General features: G+C 51.4%; 20 protein-coding genes and 1 tRNA gene. 18 read left to right on the top strand and 3 right to left on the bottom strand.

Features of this window, described 5'->3' with window-relative positions; all coding sequences use genetic code 11:
* The first annotated feature begins 17 nt into the window (after positions 1-17).
* From pstC to J3P34_RS08555, 15 genes are all read left to right on the top strand, one after another.
* On the top strand, positions 18-1223 hold the full coding sequence (gene pstC / locus J3P34_RS08485) for a phosphate ABC transporter permease subunit PstC (RefSeq protein ID WP_246853608.1): 1206 nt from the start codon (positions 18-20) through the stop codon (positions 1221-1223).
* Between the two features lie 3 nt (positions 1224-1226).
* Positions 1227-2111, top strand: coding sequence for a phosphate ABC transporter permease PstA (gene pstA, locus J3P34_RS08490; protein ID WP_210487854.1), 885 nt, complete (start codon positions 1227-1229; stop codon positions 2109-2111).
* An 80-nt stretch (positions 2112-2191) separates the two neighbouring features.
* Positions 2192-2944 (top strand): phosphate ABC transporter ATP-binding protein PstB, encoded by a 753-nt coding sequence (gene pstB, locus J3P34_RS08495; RefSeq protein WP_210487856.1) that lies wholly within the window; start codon positions 2192-2194, stop codon positions 2942-2944.
* A gap of 144 nt (positions 2945-3088) precedes the next feature.
* A complete protein-coding gene (gene phoU, locus J3P34_RS08500) occupies positions 3089-3793 on the top strand; it encodes a phosphate signaling complex protein PhoU (RefSeq protein ID WP_210487858.1) in 705 nt (234 codons plus the stop codon).
* 608 nt (positions 3794-4401) lie between these two features.
* Positions 4402-5364 (top strand): YheT family hydrolase, encoded by a 963-nt coding sequence (locus tag J3P34_RS08505; protein WP_210487860.1) that lies wholly within the window; start codon positions 4402-4404, stop codon positions 5362-5364.
* A gap of 291 nt (positions 5365-5655) precedes the next feature.
* The gene (locus tag J3P34_RS08510) at positions 5656-6345 is read left to right on the top strand and encodes a C40 family peptidase (RefSeq protein WP_246853609.1); all 690 of its coding nucleotides are present in this window, start codon (positions 5656-5658) and stop codon (positions 6343-6345) included.
* A gap of 409 nt (positions 6346-6754) precedes the next feature.
* A complete protein-coding gene (locus tag J3P34_RS08515) occupies positions 6755-9901 on the top strand; it encodes a TonB-dependent receptor (protein WP_210487862.1) in 3147 nt (1048 codons plus the stop codon).
* A gap of 479 nt (positions 9902-10380) precedes the next feature.
* Positions 10381-13518, top strand: a complete 3138-nt coding sequence (locus J3P34_RS08520) for a TonB-dependent receptor (RefSeq protein ID WP_210487863.1) — start codon at positions 10381-10383, stop codon at positions 13516-13518.
* A gap of 221 nt (positions 13519-13739) precedes the next feature.
* A tRNA-Ala gene (locus tag J3P34_RS08525) sits at positions 13740-13813 on the top strand.
* Between the two features lie 150 nt (positions 13814-13963).
* Complete coding sequence (locus J3P34_RS08530) at positions 13964-15106, top strand: glycosyltransferase family 2 protein (protein ID WP_210487865.1); 1143 nt, start codon at positions 13964-13966, stop codon at positions 15104-15106.
* Between the two features lie 168 nt (positions 15107-15274).
* Complete coding sequence (locus J3P34_RS08535; protein WP_210487867.1) at positions 15275-15592, top strand: hypothetical protein; 318 nt, start codon at positions 15275-15277, stop codon at positions 15590-15592.
* A 155-nt stretch (positions 15593-15747) separates the two neighbouring features.
* Positions 15748-16017: a hypothetical protein gene (locus tag J3P34_RS08540; RefSeq protein WP_210487869.1), complete on the top strand. Its 270-nt coding sequence runs from the start codon at positions 15748-15750 to the stop codon at positions 16015-16017.
* A gap of 469 nt (positions 16018-16486) precedes the next feature.
* Entirely contained in the window at positions 16487-17209 is a 723-nt protein-coding gene (locus J3P34_RS08545; RefSeq protein ID WP_210487872.1) for a DUF3575 domain-containing protein, read from the top strand.
* Between the two features lie 130 nt (positions 17210-17339).
* Positions 17340-17873: a hypothetical protein gene (locus J3P34_RS08550; protein ID WP_210487874.1), complete on the top strand. Its 534-nt coding sequence runs from the start codon at positions 17340-17342 to the stop codon at positions 17871-17873.
* Positions 17861-18130 carry a hypothetical protein gene (locus tag J3P34_RS08555; RefSeq protein ID WP_210487876.1) on the top strand — a complete coding sequence of 90 codons (270 nt, stop codon included), beginning with the start codon at positions 17861-17863 and terminating at the stop codon, positions 18128-18130. The genes J3P34_RS08550 and J3P34_RS08555 overlap by 13 nt, the downstream gene beginning before the upstream one ends.
* A gap of 111 nt (positions 18131-18241) precedes the next feature.
* On the opposite strand, the gene cysK is transcribed toward J3P34_RS08555, so the two are convergent.
* Complete coding sequence (gene cysK, locus J3P34_RS08560) at positions 18242-19156, bottom strand: cysteine synthase A (protein ID WP_210487878.1); 915 nt, start codon at positions 19154-19156, stop codon at positions 18242-18244.
* A gap of 103 nt (positions 19157-19259) precedes the next feature.
* On the bottom strand, positions 19260-20093 hold the full coding sequence (locus J3P34_RS08565; RefSeq protein ID WP_210487880.1) for a serine O-acetyltransferase: 834 nt from the start codon (positions 20091-20093) through the stop codon (positions 19260-19262).
* 288 nt (positions 20094-20381) lie between these two features.
* Here J3P34_RS08565 and J3P34_RS08570 point away from each other — a divergent pair, with 288 nt between their 5' ends.
* Positions 20382-22235, top strand: coding sequence for an ABC transporter ATP-binding protein (locus J3P34_RS08570; protein ID WP_210487882.1), 1854 nt, complete (start codon positions 20382-20384; stop codon positions 22233-22235).
* Positions 22236-22606: 371 nt separating this feature from the next.
* On the opposite strand, the gene J3P34_RS08575 is transcribed toward J3P34_RS08570, so the two are convergent.
* The gene (locus J3P34_RS08575; RefSeq protein WP_246853610.1) at positions 22607-23830 is read right to left on the bottom strand and encodes an MFS transporter; all 1224 of its coding nucleotides are present in this window, start codon (positions 23828-23830) and stop codon (positions 22607-22609) included.
* 136 nt (positions 23831-23966) lie between these two features.
* Here J3P34_RS08575 and J3P34_RS08580 point away from each other — a divergent pair, with 136 nt between their 5' ends.
* Together J3P34_RS08580 and J3P34_RS08585 are read left to right on the top strand one after the other, a co-directional pair.
* Positions 23967-25904 (top strand): peptidylprolyl isomerase, encoded by a 1938-nt coding sequence (locus tag J3P34_RS08580; RefSeq protein ID WP_210487884.1) that lies wholly within the window; start codon positions 23967-23969, stop codon positions 25902-25904.
* 55 nt (positions 25905-25959) lie between these two features.
* The gene (locus J3P34_RS08585) at positions 25960-26415 is read left to right on the top strand and encodes a DUF5713 family protein (protein WP_210487886.1); all 456 of its coding nucleotides are present in this window, start codon (positions 25960-25962) and stop codon (positions 26413-26415) included.
* Positions 26416-26514 lie beyond the last annotated feature (99 nt).

A 26514-nucleotide genomic window follows, 5' to 3' on the forward strand; every position in this document is an offset into this window, starting at 1 on the left:
CCGCTTAACCCATTCCCTTGAAAAGGTACTTCCACAATCTGGGCGAAAAGTTAATTGAAGGCCTGATTACCATCAGCGGCACGGTGACTAGTATCACCGTGCTTTTGATTGTCTTCTTCCTGTTCAAAGAAGGTTTGGGCATTTTCAGCCAGTCGCCGGTGGCCGAGGGCTCCGTGATTGCCGTGCACCAGAACAACCCGGTCAAAGAACTGAAGCCGGCTGAGGTGAAGGAGATTTTTGACCAGAACATCACCAACTGGAAAGAAGTGGGTGGCCCCAATGCCCCCATCAAGCTGTTCTCCATTGATGACATCACTGATTACTACACCGAGGAACAGATTGGGGCCAATTTTGAGTACCTGCCCCAGCGCCTGAATGAACTGGTGGCCAAAGAGCCCAACATGCTGGCTTTCTTCCCTGAGGAGTACTTGGCCAAAGATTTCAAAGGCCACCGGATAGAACTGGCCAATGTCTCCCTGGGTGACTTTTTGCTGGGCCGGCAGTGGTACCCTACCATCCAGCCGGCGGTGCAGTTGGGGGTGCTTTCCCTTATTCTGGGCACCCTGTGGGTGAGTTTGGGCGCTATCCTGATTGCCTTACCTCTAGGCTTAGCCTCAGCCATTTACCTCGCGGAGATCGCAAACCCCAAGGTGAGGAATATCCTGAAACCGGTGATTGAGTTGCTGGCGGGTATCCCATCGGTAGTATATGGCTTCTTTGGTTTGGTGGTGATTGTGCCGCTTATCCAGGATCTGTTCGGTTTGCCGGTGGGCGAGACTGCGCTGGCCGGTAGCATTGTCCTGGGTATTATGGCGCTGCCTACCATCATCTCAGTGTCTGAGGATGCCATGCGCACCACGCCCCGGGCCATGAAAGAAGCCAGCCTGGCGCTGGGCGCCAACAAGTGGCAGACCATCTACAAAGTCATCATTCCTTACTCCATTTCCGGTATTTCCACGGCGGCTATCCTGGGCATCGGGCGGGCCATTGGCGAGACCATGGCCGTGCTGATGGTGACGGGCAATGCCTCGGTGATCCCGCACACGTTCCTGGAACCCGTGCGCACCATTCCGGCGACCATTGCCGCAGAACTAGGCGAGGCCCCGCAGGGAGGCATCCATTACCAGGCACTCTTCGCACTGGGCTGTATCCTGTTCCTGATGACGCTGGCCATTAACCTTACCGTGGATTTCGTCTCGGCTAAAAAGAAAGAAAACAGATAAGCCATGGCTTTCGGAACTACTTCATCGTCGCATAAAAGCAAGAACCTGGCGCAGAGCGCGGCCTTCTTCATCTTCCGGCTGCTCAGCTTCACGGTGGTGGCTATCCTTATGGTGATCCTGGGCTTTATCCTGGTGCAGGGTATCTCCGTGATCAGCTGGGAATTCCTCACCGAGATGCCTCGCGAGGGCATGACCGAGGGTGGTATCTTCCCAGCCCTGGTTGGTACGCTGTGCCTGGTGGCGGGCAGCATGCTGTTCGCGTTCCCTATTGGCATTCTCTCAGGTATCTACATCCATGAATACGCCAAAGACAGCTGGTTCAAGCGGTTTGTGAAACTCATGACCAATAACCTGGCCGGGGTTCCGTCCATCGTGTTCGGATTGTTCGGGATGACCTTGTTCGTGAATCAGTTCGGGTTCGGGGACTCTATCCTGGCCGGTTCCCTCACGCTGGGCTTGCTGGCCTTGCCCGTGGTGATCAGGACCACCGAGGAGTCGCTCAAGGCCATTGATGATTCTTTCCGCATCGGGTCACTGGCCTTAGGGGCCACCAAATGGCAGACGGTAAGCCGCGTGGTATTGCCCATGGCGTTTCCCAACATCATTACTGGCCTGATCCTGTCCATTGGAAGGGTTTCCGGGGAGACGGCGCCCATCCTGTTCACGGTGGCGGCGTATTTCCTGCCCAAACTGCCCACCAGCATTTTTGATCAGGTCATGGCCCTGCCTTACCACCTGTACGTCATCTCCACCAGCGGCACCAACATTGAGGCATCCAGGGCCATGGCCTACGGCACTGCCTTCGTGCTTATCCTCATTGTGCTGCTGGCCAACCTATTGGCCAACTGGCTACGCCGATACTTCGGCAAAAAAGTAAAAATGAACTAATTTATGTTTTGGGCCAGGTTTTATTGAAATGGCCTTGAAACAAGAATCAAACTTTTCCGGCTGCTCCTCTTATAAGCAATATGAATAGTGTAGAAACCAAAGACGTTCACCTCTATTACGGCGATTTTCATGCCCTCAAGGGAATTACCATGGCCATGAAAAAAAACCAGGTAACGGCTTTCATTGGACCCTCGGGCTGCGGCAAGTCTACGTACCTGCGCTGCTTCAACCGCATGAACGATCTTATTGACGGCGTAAAGATTGAGGGGGACATTCTCATTGACGGCGTAGACATCTACAAAACCAACATTCAGGTAGACGATCTGCGCAAGCACGTGGGCATGGTGTTCCAGAAACCCAACCCCTTTCCCAAGTCCATCTTTGAGAACGTGGCCTACGGCCTGCGCGTGAACGGCACCAAAGACAGGAGTTTCATTGAGGAGCGCGTGGAGCGTTCCCTCAAACAAGCCGCCCTCTGGGATGAGGTGAAAGACAAACTGAAGAAAAGCGCCTTTGAGCTATCTGGCGGCCAGCAACAGCGCCTTTGCATTGCCCGCGCCCTGGCCATTGAACCCTCGGTGGTATTGATGGACGAACCTACCTCGGCCCTGGACCCGCTCTCTACCGCCAAAACCGAGGAGTTAATCCATCAGCTCAAAGAGAACTACACCATTGTGATTGTAACGCACAACATGCAGCAGGCCGGCCGCGTGAGCGATTACACCGCATTCTTCTACCTGGGCGAGTTGGTGGAGTACGCCAAAACCAAAACGCTGTTCACTAACCCCAAAGACCAGCGCACGCAGAACTACATCACCGGCCGTTTCGGTTGATTTCCGGTCATCGTCTCCGTTTTACCACCGATTTTCTGAAAACGTGCCTTAAACGTAGCGCTGGCGCATGGAGCAAATCAACTCAGGTCATTAGGGTAAGTCCTGCTTTTCAAGTACCTTCTTTTAGCAGAATCAAGGTTAGATATGAATCAATTAGATAAAGAACTTCTTCGGATAAAAACCAAAGTGGAGGAAATGTGGGATCTGGTGGACTTCCAGTTGGCAGCCAGCAGAGAAGCCCTCATGACCTCCAATGCAGAACTGGCGAAACGGGTGGTCAAAAGCGGGAAAAAGGTGAATGCCTATGACATCAAGATTGACCGCATGTGCGAGAACATTTTCGCGCTGTTCAACCCGGTGGCCGTGGATCTGCGCTGGGTTCTGGCCATCCTGAAGATCAACGCCAACCTGGAGCGTATTGGCGATTACGCCGAGAGCATTGCCGCCATGCTCAAGGAAGCCAAGCCGCCCATTGAGCCCACCTTGTTAGAAGAAAGCCGCCTGCTGGAGATGTTTGAGGGCACCGAGACCATGCTGCGCAACGTACGCAAAGCCTTCTTCACGGAAGACACAGAGCTGACCCGCCAGGTGATCAAGCAGGACAAACTGCTGAACAAAATCCACGGCAGAACCGACAAGGTGCTCATGCGGTACTTCCAGACCCACCCTGATAATATCTACCAAAGCCTGAAAGTGGCCGGCATCATCAGGAAACTGGAGCGGATGGGCGACCACACCACCAACATCGCCGAGGAGATTGTCTTCTACGTGGATGCCAAGGTGGTGAAGCACAAACAAAAGAAAAAGAGAAAGGACAAAGACTCTGGGGATGCGGACCAGATGCCTTAAAGAAAATACTTCTCATTACTGAAAAAGAAATGCCTGACCGCAAGGTCAGGCATTTCTTTTGGAATGCTATCTTATCCCTGGCGCAGCTGCCTTTATTTGCTACACAACTACTCGCAGGACTCGTTTCAGAGCCATTTTTCCCGGAGAAGCCCCATAGCAGCCCGGATAGAGAATCAGTTAAGCAACGATGGCATCTACCGAAAGCTCATACCCCAATTGCTGGCGGTACATGGCCTTCAGAAACTCCAGTTTGGTCTGCGCCATTACAATCATCTGTTCCGCAGTCATGAACTCACCTTCTGTCTGGTGGCATAAGTGACTTTGAGGAATTATATTTTCAACGATATCTTTATTTTTCATCGCCAGGTAAATTCAGGATAAAAGTCTACTCTTTAAGTAACAACATGACAAACATAGGGGCTTTTATTTCCAGAATTCTGCCTTTTAGGTCTACGGGCATTTGTTCACGCCCAACCTATGCAATCGGCCGATGAATTTATATAGTACAATTACAATCCGTTCCTGCCTGCGGCCGTTCTGTTTGCAGCCGCCCCTGAAAAGCTTTACTTTTACGGGCTCCGGCAAGAGACTTACCCGGCAGTGACCCTATGCCTTTACTTCCCACTCCAGATATCCGGCGGCCGTTTTTTCTTTTAAACGGACACCTCCAAACCATTCTCCCCAGTACGCTCCGGCGCCTTCCACCCCACAAGTACACCCGGGAAAGGATCCAGACTCCGGATAAGGATTTCCTGGACCTGGACTGGTCTAAGGTAGGTTCTCAGACGCTGGTGGTGATTTCGCACGGGCTGGAGGGTGATACGCACCGGCCTTACATGAAAGGCATGGTGCGGGCCATGAACAAAGTCGGCTGGGATGCCCTGGCCTGGAACTTCAGGAGCTGCAGCGGTGAGCCCAATCACTTGCTGAGGTCTTACCATATGGGCGCCGTGGAGGATCTGGACCTGGTGGTACGCCACGCCCTGCAGACGGGCAAGTACCAGACCATCCACCTGGTGGGCTTCAGCATGGGCGGCAACCTCACGTTGAATTACCTGGCACAATGGTCTGATAAGGTGCCGACGCAGGTGGCCCGGGCCGCGGTTTTCTCGGTGCCCTGCCACATGCAGAGCGCCTGCCTGCAACTGGCCAAACCCGCCAACCGCATTTACATGAGGCGTTTCCTGAAGTCTCTTCACGAAAAACTGAAAGAGAAGTCGCAGCGATTTGAGCTGGACCTTACCGGCTACGAGCAGATCACTACGTTTGAGCAGTTCGATGATCGCTACACCGCGCCTCTGCACGGCTTTGAAAGCGCCGCCGACTATTATGAGCGCTGCAGCTCGGTTTCTCACCTGCACCGCATCAAAGTGCCCACGCTGCTGGTAAATGCCCAGAATGACCCCTTCCTGTCCAAAGAATGCTTCCCGGTGGAGCAGGCCCGGCAGAACCCTAACTTCTACCTGGAGATGCCCAAAGAAGGAGGCCATGTGGGTTTCTCAGAGGGCTTTTTTAAAGGCCGTTACTATTCTGAGCGTCGGGCCGTGGCGTTTCTGCAAGGAATAGTGTAAGCCATTTTAAGGCTGTTTTTGCAAAATCTGCCTTGAAACAAGTGTTTCAACGCACAACGCTGCCTGAAATAAGCCAACAAAAAATATCTAACCAAAACACATTGACGGTCAAACACATAGCTTCAAACCTTGTTTGAGTGGTCAATATTAAAATACTGCCCAAATCATTGCGGCCGTTACCATAGGGGTTCTCGGTCATTCAAGTGTCTTCTGAATACTTTTTTAATGAGTTGCTGGAGCGGAAGGGTAAAGAGGAAACTCATTTTAATAAAAAAGTGGAATGCTTTATCTTTGATTCTTATTGATATGCGCCAACAACAGAAAGCCTTGAACAACGTCTCTAAAAAATCAACTCTGCTTCTTTTGAGCCTGATGATGCTGCTCGGCTCCTGCGGAAAATCTTCTTACTCCACCTTCAGCAAGCCCAATGAAAAGTACCGGTCGGCCAGGGAAATTGCCGAGATGAAGAAGCGGGAAAGAATGGCGCGTAGATCAGGCTCCAAAAAACCACTCAAAGAAATCCATATCTCCTCGGGACGGGGCCGTAATACGCCAGGCTCCATCCACCTGGGCAGCAACCGTGCCATGCGCCGCGACATTGAGACTGTCATCTCCACCGCCCGGTCTTACACCGGCACTCCGTATCAACTTGGAGGCACTTCCCGCATAGGCATGGACTGCTCTGGCCTGCTGTGCACCTCTTTCCAGGCCATTGATGTCATGTTGCCGCGCACGTCTACCGAGCAGAGCCAGTTTGGGCTTCCTATCTCCACCCAGGAATTACAGGCCGGTGACCTGGTGTTCTTCAGTTCCTCTAAAAGTGAGTACAACATTACCCACGTGGGTATGGTCACCGAGGTGAGAAACCAGAACGAGGTATTGTTCATCCATGCTTCCACTTCTCTGGGCGTGAAGGAAGACAACCTCTTCGCTCCTTACTACCAGAAGATATTCGTGAAGGCCGTGCGCCCTGCCATCTAAGTTACCTTTTTATTAAATTTTCCTTTTTTTGAAGAAGCGGCCCTTTAGGAAAATCGCTAGAAGAATTACGTATTTTTACTAATCCCATAATGAAGAATGGGATAGAATAAGTGCTAATTAACAACTTTGAAAAACCGTTAGCAAAACCTTAACCCCAGGCAGCTAACGGTTTTATTTTCTTGCGGCTAAGTTTGAATCTGGTTGCAAAACAAAAGAATTAACTCTCTATCTTTGCGCCGTCAATACACTGACCGCCAATAAAATGTTTTCCTCCCATAGGAATTTTGCATTTTCTTCCCTTCTAAATTCTGTTAACATTCCTAATGTTAACTTAACAGTAGTCTCACCTACTTTTCTTTTTACCTATTTCCTTTTTACCAATTCTTTTTTTGCACAAAAAAAACCCTTTATGAAAAACCTTATTACCCGATTGATGCTCATCGTGGTGATGTGTTTGCCTATGCACCTAAGTTGGGGTCAGGGCGCAACAACCGCCTCAATGAACGGTGTAATCACTGATGCTAGTGGGGCTGGCCTGGCCGGTGCTACGGTAGTGGCGATTCACACTCCTTCTAACACCCAATACGCCGCAAGCGCCGACGTTAACGGCCGTTACAACTTGCAGAACATGCGCGTTGGGGGTCCTTACTCTATTACTTCCACGTACGTAGGTTACCAAGACCAAAAGAGAGAAAACGTATTCTTATCTCTGGGCCAGAACCTTAAACTGGATTTCAACTTAGCTCAAAGCGCAGTAGGTCTGAGCGAAGTACAGGTTGTGGCTGACCGTGGTGCCGTGATCAACGCTGACCGTACCGGTGCTTCTACAAACGTGTCTCGTGAGCAGATTGAGCGTCTTCCTACTTTGAACCGCTCTCTGCAGGACTTCACCCGCTTAACGCCACAGGCCTCCGGTAACTCTATTGGTGGTGCCAACAACCGTTATAACAACATCACCATTGACGGTGCCGTGAACAATGACGTGTTTGGTTTGGCTGGTAGCGGTACTCCTGGTGGACAGGCTGGTACCCAGCCTATCTCTCTGGACGCTATTGACCAGATCCAGGTGGTATTGGCTCCTTACGATGTGAAGTTCGGTAACTTCACCGGTGGTGGAATCAACGCCGTAACCCGTTCAGGAACAAACAACGTGGAAGGTTCTGTGTACGCTTTCGGCCGTAATGAGAAAACCGTAGGCAAAGACCCTATCACTGACCAGAAAGCAGCTGACTTCAAAGACTATCAGGCTGGTTTCCGCGTGGGTGGTCCTATCCTGAAAGACAAACTGTTCTTCTTCCTGAACGGTGAGTTGACCCGCAGATCTGAGCCTCTTTTGAATAACCTGGGAGATGCCAGTTCAATTGTACCAGAAGCTGATGTGAGAACCATTGCACAGACCCTGCGTGATAAATACGGATATGATCCAGGTACTTTTGGTTCTATTGACCGTCGCACTGAAAGCAACAAGCTCTTCGCTCGTTTAGACTGGAACATCAATGACCGTCACCAATTGACCTTGCGCCATAACTTTGTTGACGCTTTTGATGACAACATCACCCGTACTAACAGCACTTTCCGTTTCGGGAACAATGCTTATGAGTTCTCTAACACCACTAACAGTACAGTAGCCGAATTGAAAAGCCGCTTCTCTGAAAGCATCTCTAACAGCTTATTAGTTGGTTACTCTAGAATCAGAGATACCCGCGACACGCCAGGTGCCCTATTCCCGCAAGTAACCATCAGATTTAACGGTAGCGGTAGCAACACCATCACTGCTGGTACTGAGCGTAGCTCGGCTTACAACGAACTGGATCAGGACATCCTTGAGTTCACAGATAACCTGACCGTATTCAAAGGAGCCCACACTTTCACTTTTGGTACGCACAACGAGTTCTTCAGATTCAGAAACCTGTTCATCAACAACGGAAACGGTTATTACCAATTCAACAGCCTTCAGGATTTCCTGGATGAAAGACCTTTCCAGATTGAGCAAACCTACACCAACGCCAACGCAAATCCTGCTGCTAAGTTTGATGCCGCGCAGCTTGGTTTCTACGCACAGGATGAAATCTCCCTTACTGATAACCTGCGTTTAACAGTAGGTCTTCGTTTGGATGTTCCTGTGATGCCAGACACCCCTGCCCGGAATGAAAAAGTAGAGACTGTTTTTGACAAATACCCAGAGTATACTGACCTAAGAACAGATGCAACCCCAAGTGGCCAATTGTTATGGGCTCCTCGCGCTGGTTTCAACTGGGATGTAAAAGGTGATAAAACTGTACAGCTTCGTGGTGGTACTGGTATCTTCACCGGCCGTGTACCATTTGTATGGTTGTCAAACCAATTTACCAACAATGGTATTACGTTCAGCACCTTGAACCTTCAGAACCAAACCAAGGCGGGCAATTTCGAGTCTAACATTGACGAAATCCGCTACTTAGGAACTGCTGGGTCAACTGCTGAGATCAACCTGGTAACATCAGACTTCAAGATCCCACAGACATTCCGTACTAACTTAGCGTTAGACTACACGCTTCCATTAGGTATCATTGCAACAATTGAAGGTATTTACACTAAGACCTTGAATGACGTTGTTTATAAAGATATCAACTTGGAGAACCCTACTTCTAAGTTAACAGGTCCAGATACACGTCCTGTTTACCCAACTTCTACCAACGGCAGAAGAATTGAAGATTCTTTCACTAACGTAATTTTGTTAGATAACACCAACAAAGGTTATAGCTACAACTTAACCGGTCAGTTACAGAAGACCTTCACCAACGGTATCAATACCATGGTAGCTTATACCTACGGTGAGTCTAAAGACGTAAACAGCGGTACTAGCAGCACAGCCCGTTCTAACTGGCAGTTCAACCAGATCGTAACCAACCCTAACGATCCAGAGCTTTCTTACTCTCGTTTTGACATCCGTCACCGCGTGATTGCTTCAGGTGGTTACACCATCAACTGGTTGAACAACTTCAGCACTTCTATCTCTCTGTTCTACGAAGGTCAGTCAGGTACTCCTTTCACTTACCTGTATGCGCAAGACCTGAATGCTGATGGAAACACTGGTAATGACCTGATGTACGTTCCACGTAACAGAGAAGACATTACTTTGGTTGACCTGAAAAATACTGCTGGTGTGGTTACCCGCACTCCAGATCAACAATGGGAAGACCTGAATGCCTTTATTGAAGGTGATGAGTACCTGAGAAGCCGTCGTGGTCAGTACACAGAGCGTAATGGTGCCCGCACTCCTTGGACACACCGTGTAGACCTTCGTGTAGCTCAAGACATCTTTGCTAATCTGGGTGCTAAGAAACATACGCTGCAGTTGACACTTGACGTATTCAACGTTGGAAACGCCATCAATAAAGACTGGGGACGGAACTACTTCGTGAACAACGCAGCAGTAGAATTGGTAAGATTCTCTGCCCGTGATGCAAACAACCGTCCTTCCTTCACCTTCAGCAAACCAGCTGCAGATGTTTGGTCTTCAACATTCTCTTCAAGATGGCAAGGACAAGTTGGTCTGCGTTACATCTTCCAATAATGAGCTAGCTTAATCACTTATCAAAAAGGCGAACCACAAGGTTCGCCTTTTTGATGCGCTTTACTTTTTACGAGCCGGACAGAGCCCTATCTGGCTCGCACTGTTTTTAGCCCGGTTTACAGAAAGTAGCCATAAAACGAAAACACCTTACTCTGCTGGGTTCCACCTGGCCAGGCTGAGAGACAAGGGCTCTACTATTTTAGCGCTTTACCTGAGTGTTAAGGCAGAAATAAGTTTTCTGCAGAAATAAACTTGTCCTGTGCGGCACCGTAAAGAGAACGGCTAACTAGGTGATTTACTAATAGTTAGTATTAAACATATACTATATAGGTCCTGCCCTCCCCGGCCCTGCACGGCTGGTTGCCTCCACATCTTTCCTCTGGAGGAGTTTATCTGACCCTAATGCGCCTCTTCCTTTTGCCCTTTATTACCAACGCCGCTCATTAGTTCACTTAAAAGCTTGGCATAACAGAACCTTTATGAAAAAACTATTTACTCCCCTAATACTTCTCCTGGTCATGTGTTTGTCTGGTCAACTTAGTTGGGGACAGGGCGCTACTACTGCCTCCATGACTGGTGAGATCACAGACGCAAGTGGTGCAGGGCTTCCAGGCGCTACCATTGTGGCCGTTCATACTCCTTCCAATACCCAATATGCCGCCAGTGCCAATGAAAATGGGCGGTACAATCTGCAGAACATGCGGGTGGGTGGCCCTTACACCATCACCGCTACCTATATTGGCTACCAGGACCAGCGCCGGGAAAACGTATTCCTCTCCCTGGGCCAAACCCTTAGGCTGGATATAAACCTGGCAGCCAGCGCCGTGGGCCTGAGTGAGGTGCAGGTAGTCTCTGAACGAGGCGCCGTGATCAACGCTGACCGGACGGGGGCCGCCACCAACGTCTCCCGGGAGCAGATTGAGCGCCTACCCACGCTGAACCGCTCCCTGCAGGACTTCACCCGCCTTACGCCACAAGCCTCCGGTAACTCCATTGGCGGGGCCAACAACCGTTATAACAACATCACCATTGACGGAGCCGTGAATAATGACGTGTTCGGTCTCTCCGGCACCGGTACCCCGGGCGGCCAGGCGGGTACGCAGCCTATTTCCCTGGATGCCATTGACCAGATCCAGGTAGTATTGGCCCCTTACGATGTAAAATTTGGGAACTTCACCGGGGGAGGGATCAACGCCGTTACCCGTTCCGGTACCAACAACTGGGAAGGCTCTGCCTATGCGTTTGGGCGCAATGAAAACATAGTAGGCGATGACCCAGTCACCAGCCAGGAAACGGCTGAGTTTAAAGATTATCAGACGGGTTTCAGGATAGGCGGACCAATTATCAAAGACAAACTGTTCTTCTTCCTGAACGGTGAGATTACCCGCCGCACCGAGCCGCTCTTGTTCAACCTGGGCGATCCGGCTTCCATTGTACCGGCAGAGGATGTAAGAAGAATTGAAGATACGCTGCGCATCAAGTACGGGTATGACCCGGGCACCTCAGGGCCTATCAACCGCCTGACCGAAAGCAACAAAATCTTTGGTCGTTTGGACTGGAACATCACAGACCGGCACCAATTGACCCTACGGCACAACTTTGTAGACGCCTTTGACGAGAACATCACCCGTACCAACACCACTTTCCGCTTTGGGGGTAATGCGTACCAGTTTAACAGTACCACCAACAGCACCGTAGCCGAGCTGCGCAGCCGCTTCTCTGAGAGCTTCTCTAACAGCCTTATTGTAGGTTATTCCAGAATCAGAGATAACAGGGAGACACCCGGCGCACTCTTTCCGCAGGTAACCATCCGATTTGCAGGAAGCGGCAGTAACACCATCACCGCCGGCACCGAGCGGAGTTCGGCCTTTAACGAGCTGGACCAGGACATCTTTGAGTTCACAGACAACCTCACCATTTTCAGGGGGCGCCATACCTTCACGTTGGGAACGCACAACGAGTTCTTCAGTTTCCGGAACCTGTTCATCAACAACTACAACGCTTACTACCAGTTCAACAGCGCCGAGGATTTCTTTGCCGGCAGACCTTTCCAGATAGAGCAGACCTATTCCGCCAGCCAAAGCAATCCTACACCGGCCGCCGAGTTCAACGCCGCGCAGTTAGGGTTCTATGTACAGGATGAGATGGATGTACTGGAGAACCTGAGGGTAACCTTGGGGCTGCGATTGGATGTTCCGGTTATCCCAGATGAACCCGCCCGCAACCAGGCCGTAGAGACCGCTTTTGCCAACACCCCCTATTCAAGCTTGAGGACAGATGTGACACCCAGCGGGCAGCTTCTGTGGGCTCCGCGCCTGGGCTTCAACTGGGACGTGCGCGGAGACAAAACCATACAGGTGCGGGGCGGTACCGGTATCTTCACGGGTAGGGTGCCGTTTGTGTGGCTGTCTAATCAGTTTGTGAACAACGGGATCACTTTCAGCTCGCTTCAGCTACGAAACCAGGCCGCGCCAAACCGGTTTGTAACCGACATCAGCCAGGTCCGGAACCTGGGCCCGGCCGTGAGCACCACGGAGATCAACCTGATTTCCGAAGACTTCAAGATTCCGCAGACCTTCAGAACCAACCTGGCCGTGGACTACACCCTTCCTCTAGGCATCATTGCCACTGTAGAAGGTATCTACTCCAAAACCATGAATGACATTGTGTACCGCGATATCAACCTGCTCTCCCCCGTCGGTACCTTGAGTGGCCCAGACAACCGGGCGCTATATTCATCGGGGCGGGTTTCCTCTTCTTTCACCAACGTGATTCTGCTGGATAACACCAACCGCGGTTACACTTATACCTTAACTGGTCAGTTGCAGAAAAACTTCAACATGGGCCTCAACACCATGGTGGCGTACACCTATGGAAAATCTGAGGACGTGAACTCCGGGGCCAGCAGCACCGCCCGGTCCAACTGGCAGTTCAACCAGGTATACCGGAACCCCAACGACCCTGAGCTTTCCTACTCCCGCTTCGATATCCGGCACCGAGTTATTTCCTCCGGGGGCTACACGTTTAAATGGCTGAACAACTTCTCCACCACCTTATCCTTGTTCTACGAAGGTCAATCAGGCACGCCTTTCACCTACCTCTACGCGGGCGACATTAACAATGACGGCAGCAACGCCAACGACTTGCTGTACGTGCCGCGTACTATTGAAGAAAGTGGGCTCATAGATATCACCAGCAGTTCCGGTGCCGTGACGCGCACCGCAGCCCAGCAGTGGGCAGACCTGAACGCCTTTATTGAGAACGATGATTACCTGAAAACCCGCCGGGGCCAGTATGCTGAGCGAAACGGCGCCCGCACGCCCTGGACCCACCGCGTGGACCTCCGTTTGGCCCAGGATATTTTCGCCAACCTGGGAGGGAAAAACCACACCCTGCAGCTAACCCTGGATATCTTCAACGTGGGTAATTTGTTTAACGAGGATTGGGGACGTAACTACTTCGTGAACAACGCCGCTGTTGAGCTGGTGAGGTTCAGCCGCCGCGATGAGAATAACCGGCCGCTCTTCACCTTCAATAACCCCACTGGCGATGTTTGGACCACTACCTTCTCTTCCAGATGGCAAGGACAGCTTGGGGTACGTTACCTTTTCCAGTAAACGTTTCTAACCTCTTTTTCAGAAAATCGGGCGAAAACACATTTCGCCCGATTTTTTCTGTCTATCTGAGCTAATTTTTATCATTACATAAGTTTAAACAAGTCAGCCATTTACCTCTGGCGTGCCTCAAAATCCGCCGTTACACGGAAAGCAAAATGAAGAAATGCGCCGAAAAGATTTTGTAGTTATCAGAAAGGCTATTACTTTTGTAACATCAAAACGGGGGATTAGCTCAGCTGGCTAGAGCGCTTGCATGGCATGCAAGAGGTCATCGGTTCGACTCCGATATTCTCCACTCTCTGAAGCGGCACTTACAAAAGTAAGTGCCGCTTTTTTTGTGCTCATATACTAAGGTTCCTAAATGACTTTTTCTGGAACCCTGCCGAACAATAATACCGTTTTCTGCTTATTCTAAGTAAATACAGGCCAAACCAAACACTGCATTATGTTACTCACCGGCTATGCGTTGCTGATCACTTTTGCGTGGGTTTGCGCGAGTATCTACTTACTTGTCAATAGCCGCAGGGTAAAGTACCTGAAGAACGTCTCGCCGCAAGCGGGTTCACCGGAGCCGCCGGTGGCTATCATTGTGGCCGTCAAAGATGAGGAGGCAGAGTTGGAACAGGCCTTGGCCAGCATCTGTCAAGTTGATTATCCCCAGGCCAGAATCCTGGTCATCAATGACCGGTCTACGGATCGTACCCCGCAGATCCTGGAGAAAATGGTAAAGGCAAATCCGGCTATATCAGTGAGGACGGTGACGGAGTTGCCTCCGGGCTGGCTAGGAAAAAACCACGCTTTGTACCAGGGGTACCTGCATACTACAGAGGAATGGATGCTGTTCACCGATGCCGACGTGATGTACGGCCGGCAAGCCTTAAGAAAAGCCATGCAATACGTGGAGGACCATCGCCTAGACCACCTGACCGTCATGCCCGAGATCACTTCTCCGTCTGGCTTGTTCAGAAGCGTAATGAGCACGTTTGCCATCATGCTGGAACTTCGACAGAGGCCTTGGGAAGTGCGTAACCCCAAATCTGATGCATCTATTGGAATAGGTGCTTTCAACCTAGTCAAACGGGCCGCCTACGAACAGGCGGGTACCCACAAGGCTTTCTCGCTTCGGCCGGATGATGACCTGAAACTGGGCGAACAGATAAAAGCAGCGGGTTTCAGGCAGGATGTGGTGTATGGTAATAAGGAAATTTCCTTACAGTGGTACACCAGCCTTCAGGAGTTTGTGCGGGGCCTGATGAAGAACACGTTCTCGGTGGCAAATTACCATTTCCCCACTGCACTGGGCATGGCTGTGGCTACGCTTCTGGTCTTCGTGCTTCCCCTTCCTTTGCTTTTGCTGGCGGGAACAACAGGGCAGTTGCTGGCCGTGGTGCTGCTTCTATCCCAGGTGCTGCTCATGCAGTTCAAAAGCGGCATCCATAGCAAAGGATGGCATGCCCTTATGATCCCCTTCGCGGGCGCGGTGATGGTCTACATCCTGATCGCATCGGCGGTGAAGACCATCCGGCAGGGCGGCATCTACTGGCGCGACAGCTTCTACCCCTTAGAGGAGCTCAAAAAGCAACGATAATGGACAAGCTTTTAGCCGGTTTTAATGAGGGACTGACTGAGAGTGCGTTCTAAGGCTGTTTTCAGGAAAAGAACCCAGAACTAGGGGACACGTAGAGAAGGCAGGAAGGAGGTATTGAATGTCCTCTTCCAGAATCCCACTACTTTCAGATTCTTTTCAGAAAAGACCATGGCCAAGAAAAAGAAAAAAGGAACCAAACACCAGACCTTTTACAAAGCGGTAAAGCCGTTTATAAGCGATAACCGGGTTTTACTCGCCCTGGTTGGCGCGGTGGGGGCTGGGGTTGCTCTGGCCAGAGCGATAGGTCCGGACAGGGCGGGGAATCTGGTGGACGGGATCACGGCCGTGGTAAAGCATTTGGCTCATCATCAACCGGAAGAGGTCAAGGAAAAGAAACCTTTAAAAAAGAAAAAGAAACTAAAAGGGAACAACCCTCCTCCCCTCACCATTGCCCCAGACAACGGCTCTTCAGACGACGAAAAGTAATCATAAAAGCCAGGGAAAGAACGTGCTTCTTCGGCAATTCGCTGGCCGGTAAAAACCAAAAGACGTGGGTGGCGTAGGTGCATACTAAGGGTTAACCACATATAATATCGTATTAACCCATTCACTTTGATCCATTAAATTCAAACCTTACCGCCATGTCAAAGAATAAGAACAAGACCAAGAAGAACAAAGTCAAAAAGGATAAGTCTCTTTTAACCGGAGTGCAAAGCCTGGTGAAGAATAAAAAGGTGCTGTATTCCCTGCTGGGAGCCGCAGGCGTGGGCATAGCCCTTTCAGCCATTGGTAAAGGGAAACGGCGTGCCCTTCTGGATACCGTTACCAACTCTGTGCAAGGGTTGACAGGCCAATCAACTGCCGCCTCAGGATCTGATCAGACGTCCTCAGGAACTGACCAGAATTCTTAATGATTGGTAGGCGTTTCAGAACTAACCCTCTGGACCTTCTCAATTCAAGTTCTAAACGAAAGTACCCTTTGAGGCATTTTCCGATTAGGGGCTGTTTTTAAGAAAACAGCCCCTAAACAAAGCCGCTCCTGTCATAACAGGAGCGGCTTTGTTTTATATCGTGGTCAGGATCTCAGATTACAAAGAGTATAGCTTCTGGATAGGTGAATCAGGAAGCAAACACAAACTAACCGTATTTATTACAAATTTTTATAAAATTAATATAATACCTACTTGTAAGTATTGCTATAACGGGCTTTAACGGTCACCTTTGGATAAATTCTATATACAAAATTATATGAAATTATCCTTAACTCTTGTTCTATTACTCACCATATTCCGTTGCTTTGGGCAGACTGACTCCACAAAATACCAACCAGACAGCTTAAAACTTGCTTCCCCGGCACTAGGGAAACAAAATAGCCCGGGCTTGAACAGTAAAGGCAAAGAAGAGGTCTTCAGGAAAAACATAGTCAAAATCAACTTATCCTCTCTGGTCCTGAATAGCTATAACCTGAGCTATGAACGCTCTTTGACCCGCAAGATAACGTTTGTGGGCGGCTACAGTTTTATACCCAAAACAAAGGTCGCCTCTATTTTCGCGGTGGAGAAGGCTCTGGATAAATTCATAGACGAAGAGGATGACATGAGAGACTATCTCACCAACTCCACTGTCGCGGATAAAACCTATACCGGTGAGATCAGATTCTATTCTGGCAAGAAACCCGGGGCAAGGGGTCTATACCTGTCTTTGTATGGGCGCTACATGAACCTTGACGCTACCTATACACATGAATATGAGGCCAATTCCAACACGTACATCATTCCGATAGACGGAAATGTACAAGGCTTTGGGGGCGGACTCATGATTGGCTCCCAGTGGTTGATCGCCAAACGGATAGCTTTTGATTGGTACATTTTGGGGGGGCACTTTGGAAAGATGAAACTTGATTTAGACGGTACGGCTGACCTAAGCGCCATGACACCCCAGGAAAGAAGAGAATTGGCTGAAGATATTGAATCTATCAACGATGATTTGCCCGGGGGTGCCAAGATAGACGCTACCGTAACGGAGAAAGGAGTAACGGTAAAAGGCAATGCTCCCTTTGCTGGGATAAGAGGTCTTGGCTTTAGCTTAGGCATAGCCTTTTAACCACGTTTATGCGGCCCATGACTTCGCCACTCCGCCCAAAATCCTTCAACATTCAAAAGCCCTAATGGTACAAACTCATTTTATGGGAACACAGATCATCCCTCCTTTTCTCTCTTTTTATAACCTGCTTATGAAACAATTTTTACGCCTTTTGCTTTGGTTACCCATATTATTAACTGCCTGTGGAGAAGACCTTGAGCTGCAACCCAATGAAACCATTTGCCAGGAATTAAGGCAATCAACGGGAACAGGCAGCTCCGTGGAACAAGTTTTTGAAAGCGACAGGATCTCAGAGGTGCGTTATCTTCAGGATGGTAATACCCTAGGCTATTACCATTTCACTTACGGCAGTAGCGGCCGCATAGAAGAAAGCCAGTACATGGATGCGAAGACAGGCATCGCACAAGTTTCTGACATGATTACGTACAATGACAAGGGAAAGTGGACAGAACTACGGAGCACCAACACCACCGGAATTATCTACTTTAACGAAGCAGAGTACAACGGCCAAAACCAACTCATCAAGTATACGGCCAAAATGGAAAGATCAGGCACAGTATCCGTTCGGTACACAATTGACTTCGAGTGGGTAGGTGGTAAAACACCGTCAGAACCTACGTCTCACCCACCCAACGTACCGTTACCCGCTATATGTTTGACTTGAATAAGGAAAACAAACGCCGCCAAGACCAGGAAGCCATCAGCTTTATTTCCTCGGTGATCAATTTCAACAAGAACATGCGCACCCGCACGATCTTTTCTTCCACCGATCTCACAAGTGGCCTCACCACAGAGACGGTCACAGAGTACAGTTACCAATACAATGAGGCGGGGTACCCAACTACGGCTTCTATCTCTACCTCTACCGCAGGTGCTGCAACCACTACTTCTACCACCACGCTTGAGTATTCCTGTTATTAAGCACACTGCGTTAGCCCTAGCGTTTCAGGGGCTGTTTTTAAGAAAACAGGCCGAAAACAGAGCCGCTCCTGTAATAGCAGGAGCGGCTCTGTTTTTATAGGCAAAGGTTAGTTACACAAACAATCCTTCCACAGACAGGTAACGCTCGCCGGTGTCATAGCAGAAGGTGAGAATACGGGCACCCGGCTCAATCTCGGCCAGCTTCTGGGCTACCGCCGACAGGGAACCACCCGAAGAAACCCCGATGAAGATGCCTTCTTCTTTGGCCGCCCGGCGGGCATACTCAAACGCATCTTTAGGGTCTACCTGAATCACGCCGTCCAGCACAGACATGTCCATGATCTTGGGAATGAAACCTGCGCCTACGCCTTGGATTGGGTGCGGACCAGGGGCGCCGCCGCTTAATACCGGAGACAAGGTGGGCTCTACGGCAAACACTTTCAGGTTAGGAAATCTCTCTTTCAGAACCCTGCCTACGCCGGTGATGTGGCCGCCGGTTCCTACGCCGGTAATGAGGTAGTCAAAGCCATCTGGGAAATCGCGCAGCACTTCTTGCGCGGTAGTCTCTATGTGGACACGGGTGTTGGCCTCGTTATCGAATTGCATGGGAATCCAGGCGTTCTCGTTCTGGCTTGCCAGTTCATTGGCACGCTCAATGGCGCCTTTCATGCCTTTCTCGCGCGGGGTCAGCTCCAGGTGGGCACCGTAAGCGGCCATCAGGCGGCGGCGCTCAATGGACATAGACTCGGGCATCACCAGGGTGAGTTCGTAGCCTTTCACGGCTGCCACCATGGCCAGTCCCACCCCGGTATTACCTGAGGTCGGCTCTATGATGTGGCTATGGGGCTTGAGTAAACCGCGTTGCTCGGCGTCTTCAATCATAGACAGGGCAATACGGTCTTTGATGCTTCCGCCGGGGTTGGCACGCTCCAGTTTCATCCAAACCTGAGCATCGGGGCCAAATAACTTGTTGATTCGTACGGTGGGGGTATCCCCGATGGTCTGCAATATGTTTTCTGCTTTCATCTCGTAAGGTTTACGTTATAAGTGTACCAATCCCAGGCAAAAGTCCTTAGCCAAGGCTTGGTACAAATGTAAAATTATTTCATTAATCCCATAGGGGATAAAACTAAATTGAGAAATCAAGAATGTCTTCCGGCGCTTCTGACCGGCTTACCTTGATCTGGGCCCGATGATATAACCGTGAATACGCAGGTACGCTCTCGGTGAGCCAAACGTTACCCCCAATGATACTGTGCGCGCCTATCACCGTGTTGCCGCCCAGGATGGTAGCCCCGGCGTAGATAATCACGTTGTCTTCCAGGGTGGGGTGGCGCTTGAGGTCGGTCATGTACTTGGCTACGCTCAAGGCGCCCAGCGTCACGCCCTGGTACAGCTTCACGTTTCTACCTATGGTGGTGGTCTCGCCTATGACAATACCGGTGCCGTGGTCAATGCAGAAAGGGAACCCGATCTGGGCGCCTGGATGGATGTCAATGCCGGTGCGGCTGTGGGCATACTCGGTTAAGATGCGCGGCAGCAGCGGCACTCCCTCCTGGTACAGCAGGTGCGCGATGCGATAAACGGCAATACCGTAGAAACCAGGGTAAGAGCGCATCACCTCCTCAATGTGGCGGGCCGCCGGGTCTTCCTGCAGAATAAACTGGGCATCGGCGATGAGCCGCTCATGCAGATGGGGCAACTGGGTCATGAAACGGCTGACCGTCTCAGGGGCCGGAAACGCGCTGATGTGCTGCACGCCTTCCAGCAGAGACTCCAGTTCCTGCTCCAGAAATGTGGCCTCTTGGGCCAGCGCATCGGCATCCCTGAAGGGCTGCTCTGCCAGGGGCGGGAAAAGCATCTGCAACAGCCGGTTCAGGAACTGGCAAAGCAGACCGGTGGGTATCCGGAGTTGGTTCTGCTGATGGAGACTCCAGAGCCGATTTAAAAATGATTCTTCCATAAAAACTACCTACGAAATTATACCTCCCAGGGAAACAAAAAACTTCTCTCTTTCATTTAGGCGATGCAAAGGTAAAGCCGCTGGCAGGCAGATGCGCAGTGCCTTTGGTTTCTTACAGTATAGCACCCACCTTGTTTTACGCACGTTTTAAGGAAAGCAGGCTTAAAACAGAAATTAAGTCTGTAACATGCTGCCCGCACCTACGCCAGACGGGTATTCTCTTACTTCTGCCCCTACATTTTACTTTAAAGCGCGTAAGTAAAGGGCTTTTCTATAACTTCACCGCCTATGGCATTTTGGGATAATCTTTTCGGGCGAAAGCCACCCAGGCAGGGACAACCGCAGCTTTCAGTCAAGGAGCGGGTGAGCGCCCTGAAACACCTGCCGCCGTTCCTGAAGATGGTTTGGCAGACCAACCCGCGCATGGCCTTCATCAACGTGGTGCTGCGTCTGCTTAGGGCGGCGGTGCCGGTGGCCATGCTCTACGTGGGCCAGTTGATCATTGACGAGGTGGTGCGCCTTTCCCGTACAGACGACAAACTGCTGGGTTACCTGCTCACGTTGGTGGCCATTGAATTCGGGTTGGCGGTGATCTCAGATTTCCTCAACCGCGGCATCGCACTCATAGATGGTCTGCTGGGCGACCTGTTCGCGAACCAATCCTCGGTGCGGCTCATGGAACACGCGGCTGAGTTGGACCTGGACCAATTCGAGGACTCGGCTTTCTACGATAAACTGGAACGAGCCCGCCGCCAAACCCTGAGTCGCACCATTCTCATGAGCCAGGTCCTGGGGCAGATGCAGGACATCCTCTCCATGGTGTTCCTCGCCGCCGGACTCATCGCTTTCTATCCCTGGCTTCTGCTGTTGCTCTTGGTGGCGGTGTTGCCGGCTTTCTTGGGCGAGTCCCACTTCAACGAGCGGAGCTACTCGCTGGTACACGGCTGGACCCCCGAGCGCCGCGAACTGGATTACCTGCGGCAGACCGGCGCCAGCGACGATACGGCCAAAGAAGTGAAGATCTTCGGGCTATCAGGGTTTCTGGTAGATCGCTTCCGCACGCTTTCAGACCAGTTTTACAGAGACAACAAGAAACTGTCTACCCGCCGGGCCGGCTGGGGCAGTGTGTTCGCCGCACTGGGCAGCGCCGGTTACTACGGTGCCTACGTCTACCTGCTCCTGCAAACCGTGCAGGGCCAGGTTTCTTTAGGTCAGTTGACGTTTCTCTCCGGCTCGTTCATGCGCCTGCGCGGACTGCTGGAATCGGTACTGAACCGGTTCACCAGCGTGGCCGAGGGCGCGCTGTACCTCCAGGATTTCTTTGATTTCTTTGAGCTGCAACCGCGCATCCGGCGTCTGCCTTCGGCCCCACCCTTCCCGAGGCCCATCCAACACGGCTTCACGTTTGAGAACGTGGGTTTCCAGTACCGCAATTCAGAGAAATGGGCCCTTCGGCACCTTAACTTCACCTTGCATGCCGGGGAGAAACTGGCCTTGGTAGGCGAAAACGGCGCCGGAAAAACCACCATGGTCAAGCTGCTCTCCCGTCTCTACGATCCCACTGAGGGCCGAATCCTGCTGGATGGCATTGACCTGCGCGAGTACGACCCCGCTGATCTCCGCCGCGAGATTGGCGTCATCTTCCAGGACTTTGTGCGCTTCCAGATGAGCGCGGGCACCAACATCGCCATCGGCCGGATTGAGGAAAAAGAGAACCGTCCCCGCATCCAAACCTCCGCGCAGCAAAGCTTAGCGGACACGGTCATCGCCAAACTGCCCGAGGGATACGACCAGATCATTGGCCGGCGGTTCAACAAAGGTGTGGATTTATCCGGGGGTGAGTGGCAGAAAATAGCCTTGGGAAGAGCCTACATGCGCGATGCCCAGCTCCTGATCCTGGATGAACCTACCGCCGCCCTGGACGCCCGCGCCGAGCACGAAGTTTTCCAGCGCTTCGCGGAACTGACCCAAGGCAAAACCGCCGTCCTTATCTCCCACCGCTTCTCCACCGTTAGGATGGCAGACCGCATCCTGGTCATCGAGAACGGGCAGTTCGTAGAAATGGGCTCCCACGAAGAACTCATCGCCAAAGGCACCCGGTATGCGGAGCTGTTCAGGTTACAGGCGAAAGGGTATTTGTAAGGGAGTTCTGAGTCTTGAGTTTTGAGTTAGGAATTCTTGGTCTGAAGCTCTTGAATACAGACGCCGTTGGTGGTGTTATCACCAACAACCACAATGGCGTTTCTAGTGCTTTTTACTAAAAACAGGCTATAAAAAGTTTATGGATAACCTTTTGTAGGGGCAATCCATTGGGGTTGCCCTTGCACCGGGCTCCGCAATGCGTACGACGTTACAGTGTAACGTCGCTACAGACCAGAAATGTAGCCTCGTTACATTGTAACGAGGTGGTACTCCAAGGAAAACCGGCTCAGGCTCCCGTTAACCGGAAAGTTATGGTGATAACAGCAACGGTACTACTAAGACCTCCCGCTTGCTTTCCCTCAACTCAGGACTCAAGACTCAGCACTCAGGACTTCTCTGCCAGGACTCCTTTTGAAATTCCCCAGTATCACAAACAGGAACGCCAGAAAGCACAGAGCCGCGGCACCCCAGAACACGTAAGGGATGGCACCTATCTCATTTCCGTAGATCCAGCCAGAGGCGAAGGCACCCAGGCCGATGCCGGCTTCCAAGGCGATGTACACGGTAGCCATGGCGCGGCCCCGGCGCTCTGGATGGCTCAAGTCTATGGCCCAGGCGTAGAGGGTGGGCGAGTTCATGCCCGTCCCGAAACCGTACAGGACTGCCGCGCCCAGGAACATGGCTTTGTTTTCGGCTAAGCCTAGCACCACCATGGAGATAGCCATCAGGAAAGTAGAAATCCGAAGAATGGGAACCCGTCCGAAACGATCTGAGGCGCGACCTGCCAGAAAGCGCACGCCAATAGAAGAAACGGTGTAGAAAGTAAAGAACAGCCCCTTGTTCTGTATGCCTAGGTGCTGACTTAAATCCGGAGTGACGGTAAGCACGGCGCCGTAGCAGGATAACGTAAGCAGCATCACAATGAAGGTGGGCATCACGCGCGGCTCAAAAATCTCATCTTTTTTTATGCGCAACAGCCCAGGCCTGAATTTCTGCGGATTAGGCAGGGTCTCTTTTAAATTGACCAGCACCAGAATAGAAAGCAGCGCCATACCGGACGAGGAATAGAAAAGCGCGTTCAAAGAGAAATGCCGGCTGAACTCCCCCCCAATGGCAGGACCAGCCGCCAAGCCCAGGCTTCCGGCCAACCCGAAAATCCCGATGGCGGCGCCTCTCCGCTCCAGCGGCACAATATCAGCGATGTACGCCGATTCGCCGGTAGGCGTGAAACCAGTGGAGAACCCATGGATGAGCCGCAAGAGCAAAAACGCGAAAACGGTGGTGAGCAGCGGGTACAAAAGGCTACAAAGGATGCAGACTGCCACGCCGAAGTACATGACCGGCAAGCGGCCCACGGTATCGGTGAGTTTGCCGCTGAAGGGGCGCGAGAGGCCTGCCGTGAGCGTAAACAGCCCGATGATGTAGCCTTTGTAATCGGCCCCGCCGAGGTGGGTGAGAAAGTTAGGCAACTCCGGGATGATCATGTTGAAACTGGCCGAAAAGAGAAACGAACTCAGGCACAGCATCCAGAAACGAAACGAATAAGTACTAGTAGCGGGGGCAGCGGTAATCATAACGGGCGCAAAGGTCTGCATTTTTAAGACAATCCACGCGGCGTTTCTCCCCCATTTTCCCCAAAACAATACAAAAACGGTATTTCGGTTTCTGCTGCCGGGTGGCGGTGCCGAAGACTCAGGACTCTTTTGTATCTTCCGTGCTCAAGTGCTCTCTATGAAAAAACAACTCAGAAACGCCGCTGCTTTGCTTCTTCTGGCCGTTGCGTGCCGGCAACCCGCCCAGAACAGCGCCGCGGGTGGCGTGAATAAATTCAGCGACGCTACCTTGCGCAAAATCTACACCCTGCAGGACGAACGCAAAACCCAGGCCCTGCTGGAATTTCTGGAACGCCCCGAGACCATGTACCGCCGTGAGGCAGCCCTGGCCTTCGGATCAGTGCAGGACAGCATCGCCGTTCCCGCTTTAGCCTCAACCCTGAAAGACCCGGAGCCCGAGGTCCGGAAAGCAAGTGCCTATGCCTTGGGGCAGATAGGAAGTGCCTCGGCAGAACCGGCGTTGATGGAAGCGTATAACCAAGAGCAGAACATACCGGTGAGGGCCGAGATTCTGGAGGCCTGGGGTAAATGCGCCTCGCAGAACGGATTGGATATGATCTATAGATACACGGCACAACCACAGATGGAGGCGGCGCAGGCCTGGGCCCTTTACCGCGCCGGCCAACGGAAACTCAACTACACCGGGGCGATTACCAAAGCCGCGGCCCTGCTGGCTTCACGCCAGGAAGAAGCCCGTCTGGGTGCCGCCCACTTTCTGGGCCGCACTGCCAAACTAGACCCCAGTCAGGCCAAAGCACAGGTGTTTAAAGTAGTGCAGCAAGACCCCAGCGCCAACGTGCGCATGGCAGCAGCCCTGTCCTTGGGCAAAATGACCGATACCGTGGGCTTGGCTCCGGTGGTAAACGCAGTGCTCCAAAAAGACACCGATTATCGTGTTCGGATCAATGCTGTGCGGCCTTTGTACCAGTTACCGTACGCTGCCGTGCAAACCATCTCCTGGAATGCCCTGTCAGACAAACATCCGCTGGTGGCTCTCTCCGCTGCCGAGTACCTGACCGCCAAAGCGCCCGCCGCAGAATCTGCGCGGCTACTGCAAGCGGCCCAGGCACAAAAAGACTGGCGCGTACGGGCCACCTTATTTGGGGCTGCCCTGGCCTCTGCGGGTCAAAAACAGCCAGTAAGCCAGGAAATTCAAAGGCGGTTTGCCTCAGCGAAAAATCCTTACGAGAAAGCGGCCCTGCTCACGGCCCTCAGCAAAGACGCCACGCAGTATCCATTCATTGAACAACAGACCTTCGGGGCGGCGCACCCGGCCATCAGCACAGCAGGTATTGAAGCGTTGGCAGCCATCAGGGGTCAGAAAAACTTTGATGCTTCAGCGGCTCCTGTTTTCAACTCTATTTTCCAAAAAGCCATCCAATCCGGGGATGTAGCCATGGTAGGCATTGCTGCGGGCGCCATCCGGAATCCGGATTTGAACATGAAAAACGCCTACGCAGACCGCTCCTTTCTGACCCAGGCCCGCAACAAACTTACCCTACCTCGCGACATTGAAACGTACCTGGAACTGCAGAAAACCCTGGATTATCTGGAAGGCAAAACCTCGGCACCCACACCGGCCACTCCGTTCAGCCATCCTATCAACTGGGCCACGGTGAACAAGCTGCAGAAAAACCAGAAAGCTCGCCTGAACACCTCTAAAGGCGAAATCGTTTTTGAATTGCTCGTGGAAGACGCCCCCGGCTCAGTGGCCAATTTTGTGGAGTTGCTGGAACAAAGCTTTTTCAACGGCAAGAACTACCACCGGGTGGTACCCAATTTTGTGGCGCAGGGCGGCTGCCCCCGCGGCGACGGCTGGGGCTCCTCGGACTACGCCATCCGCTCTGAGTTCGCGGATTTGAATTACCTAGAAGGCTACGTGGGCATGGCCTCGGCAGGCAAAGACACCGAGAGCTGCCAATGGTTCATCACCCACTCTCCCACCCCACACCTAGACGGCAAGTACACCATCTTCGCCCGCGTGGTAAAAGGCATGGACGTGGTACACCAGTTGAATATTGGGGATAGAATTGAGAAAGTGGAGTTGGTGAGGTAATACAACTGACCTTGTTGCTTCACACTAACCTAAGCCAAGTAGACAATTATTCTTGATGAAACAGATATTCATTGCTCTTATCCTAATTAGCCTTATTACAACAAGTTGCACTGGCAGCCCTATTGAAAATTTTCCAATTGACAAGTTTCAAGAAGGTCCAAAGCTACAACATGGTACTGCTGCTATGAAGATACAGGAGTTGAAAAAGAAGGGCTTTCTGAACGATATGGCTAAGGACTCCTATCATAGCAAGAAAATGGTGAAGGAAGCCCAACTCATTCTTAGGAATATGGTGGAGGAGATAGAACGCAATTACCCTAACCTTAATCAAGAGCAGGAATTAGCCATCCTCAAAAGAAGCATTGAGAACTTCAACGCACTATCAGAAAAGGATAACAATGACATTGACACTTTAGCGCGAGAGCAAATTATCAATGAAATGGAGCGGATAATCACAACATCCGGGTTTAAAACCAATATTACGATTATTGATAAATGGCGCACTTGGTAATGAATCTATAGAGCCTTTGCTCTAACTTATAAAATGCAGAAGCCGCTCCAAATTTGAAGCGGCTTCTACATTTTATCTGAATCTATTTCAGAGCTGCTT

Source organism: Rufibacter aurantiacus, assembly GCF_017916345.1.
Classification (GTDB): domain Bacteria; phylum Bacteroidota; class Bacteroidia; order Cytophagales; family Hymenobacteraceae; genus Nibribacter; species Nibribacter roseolus.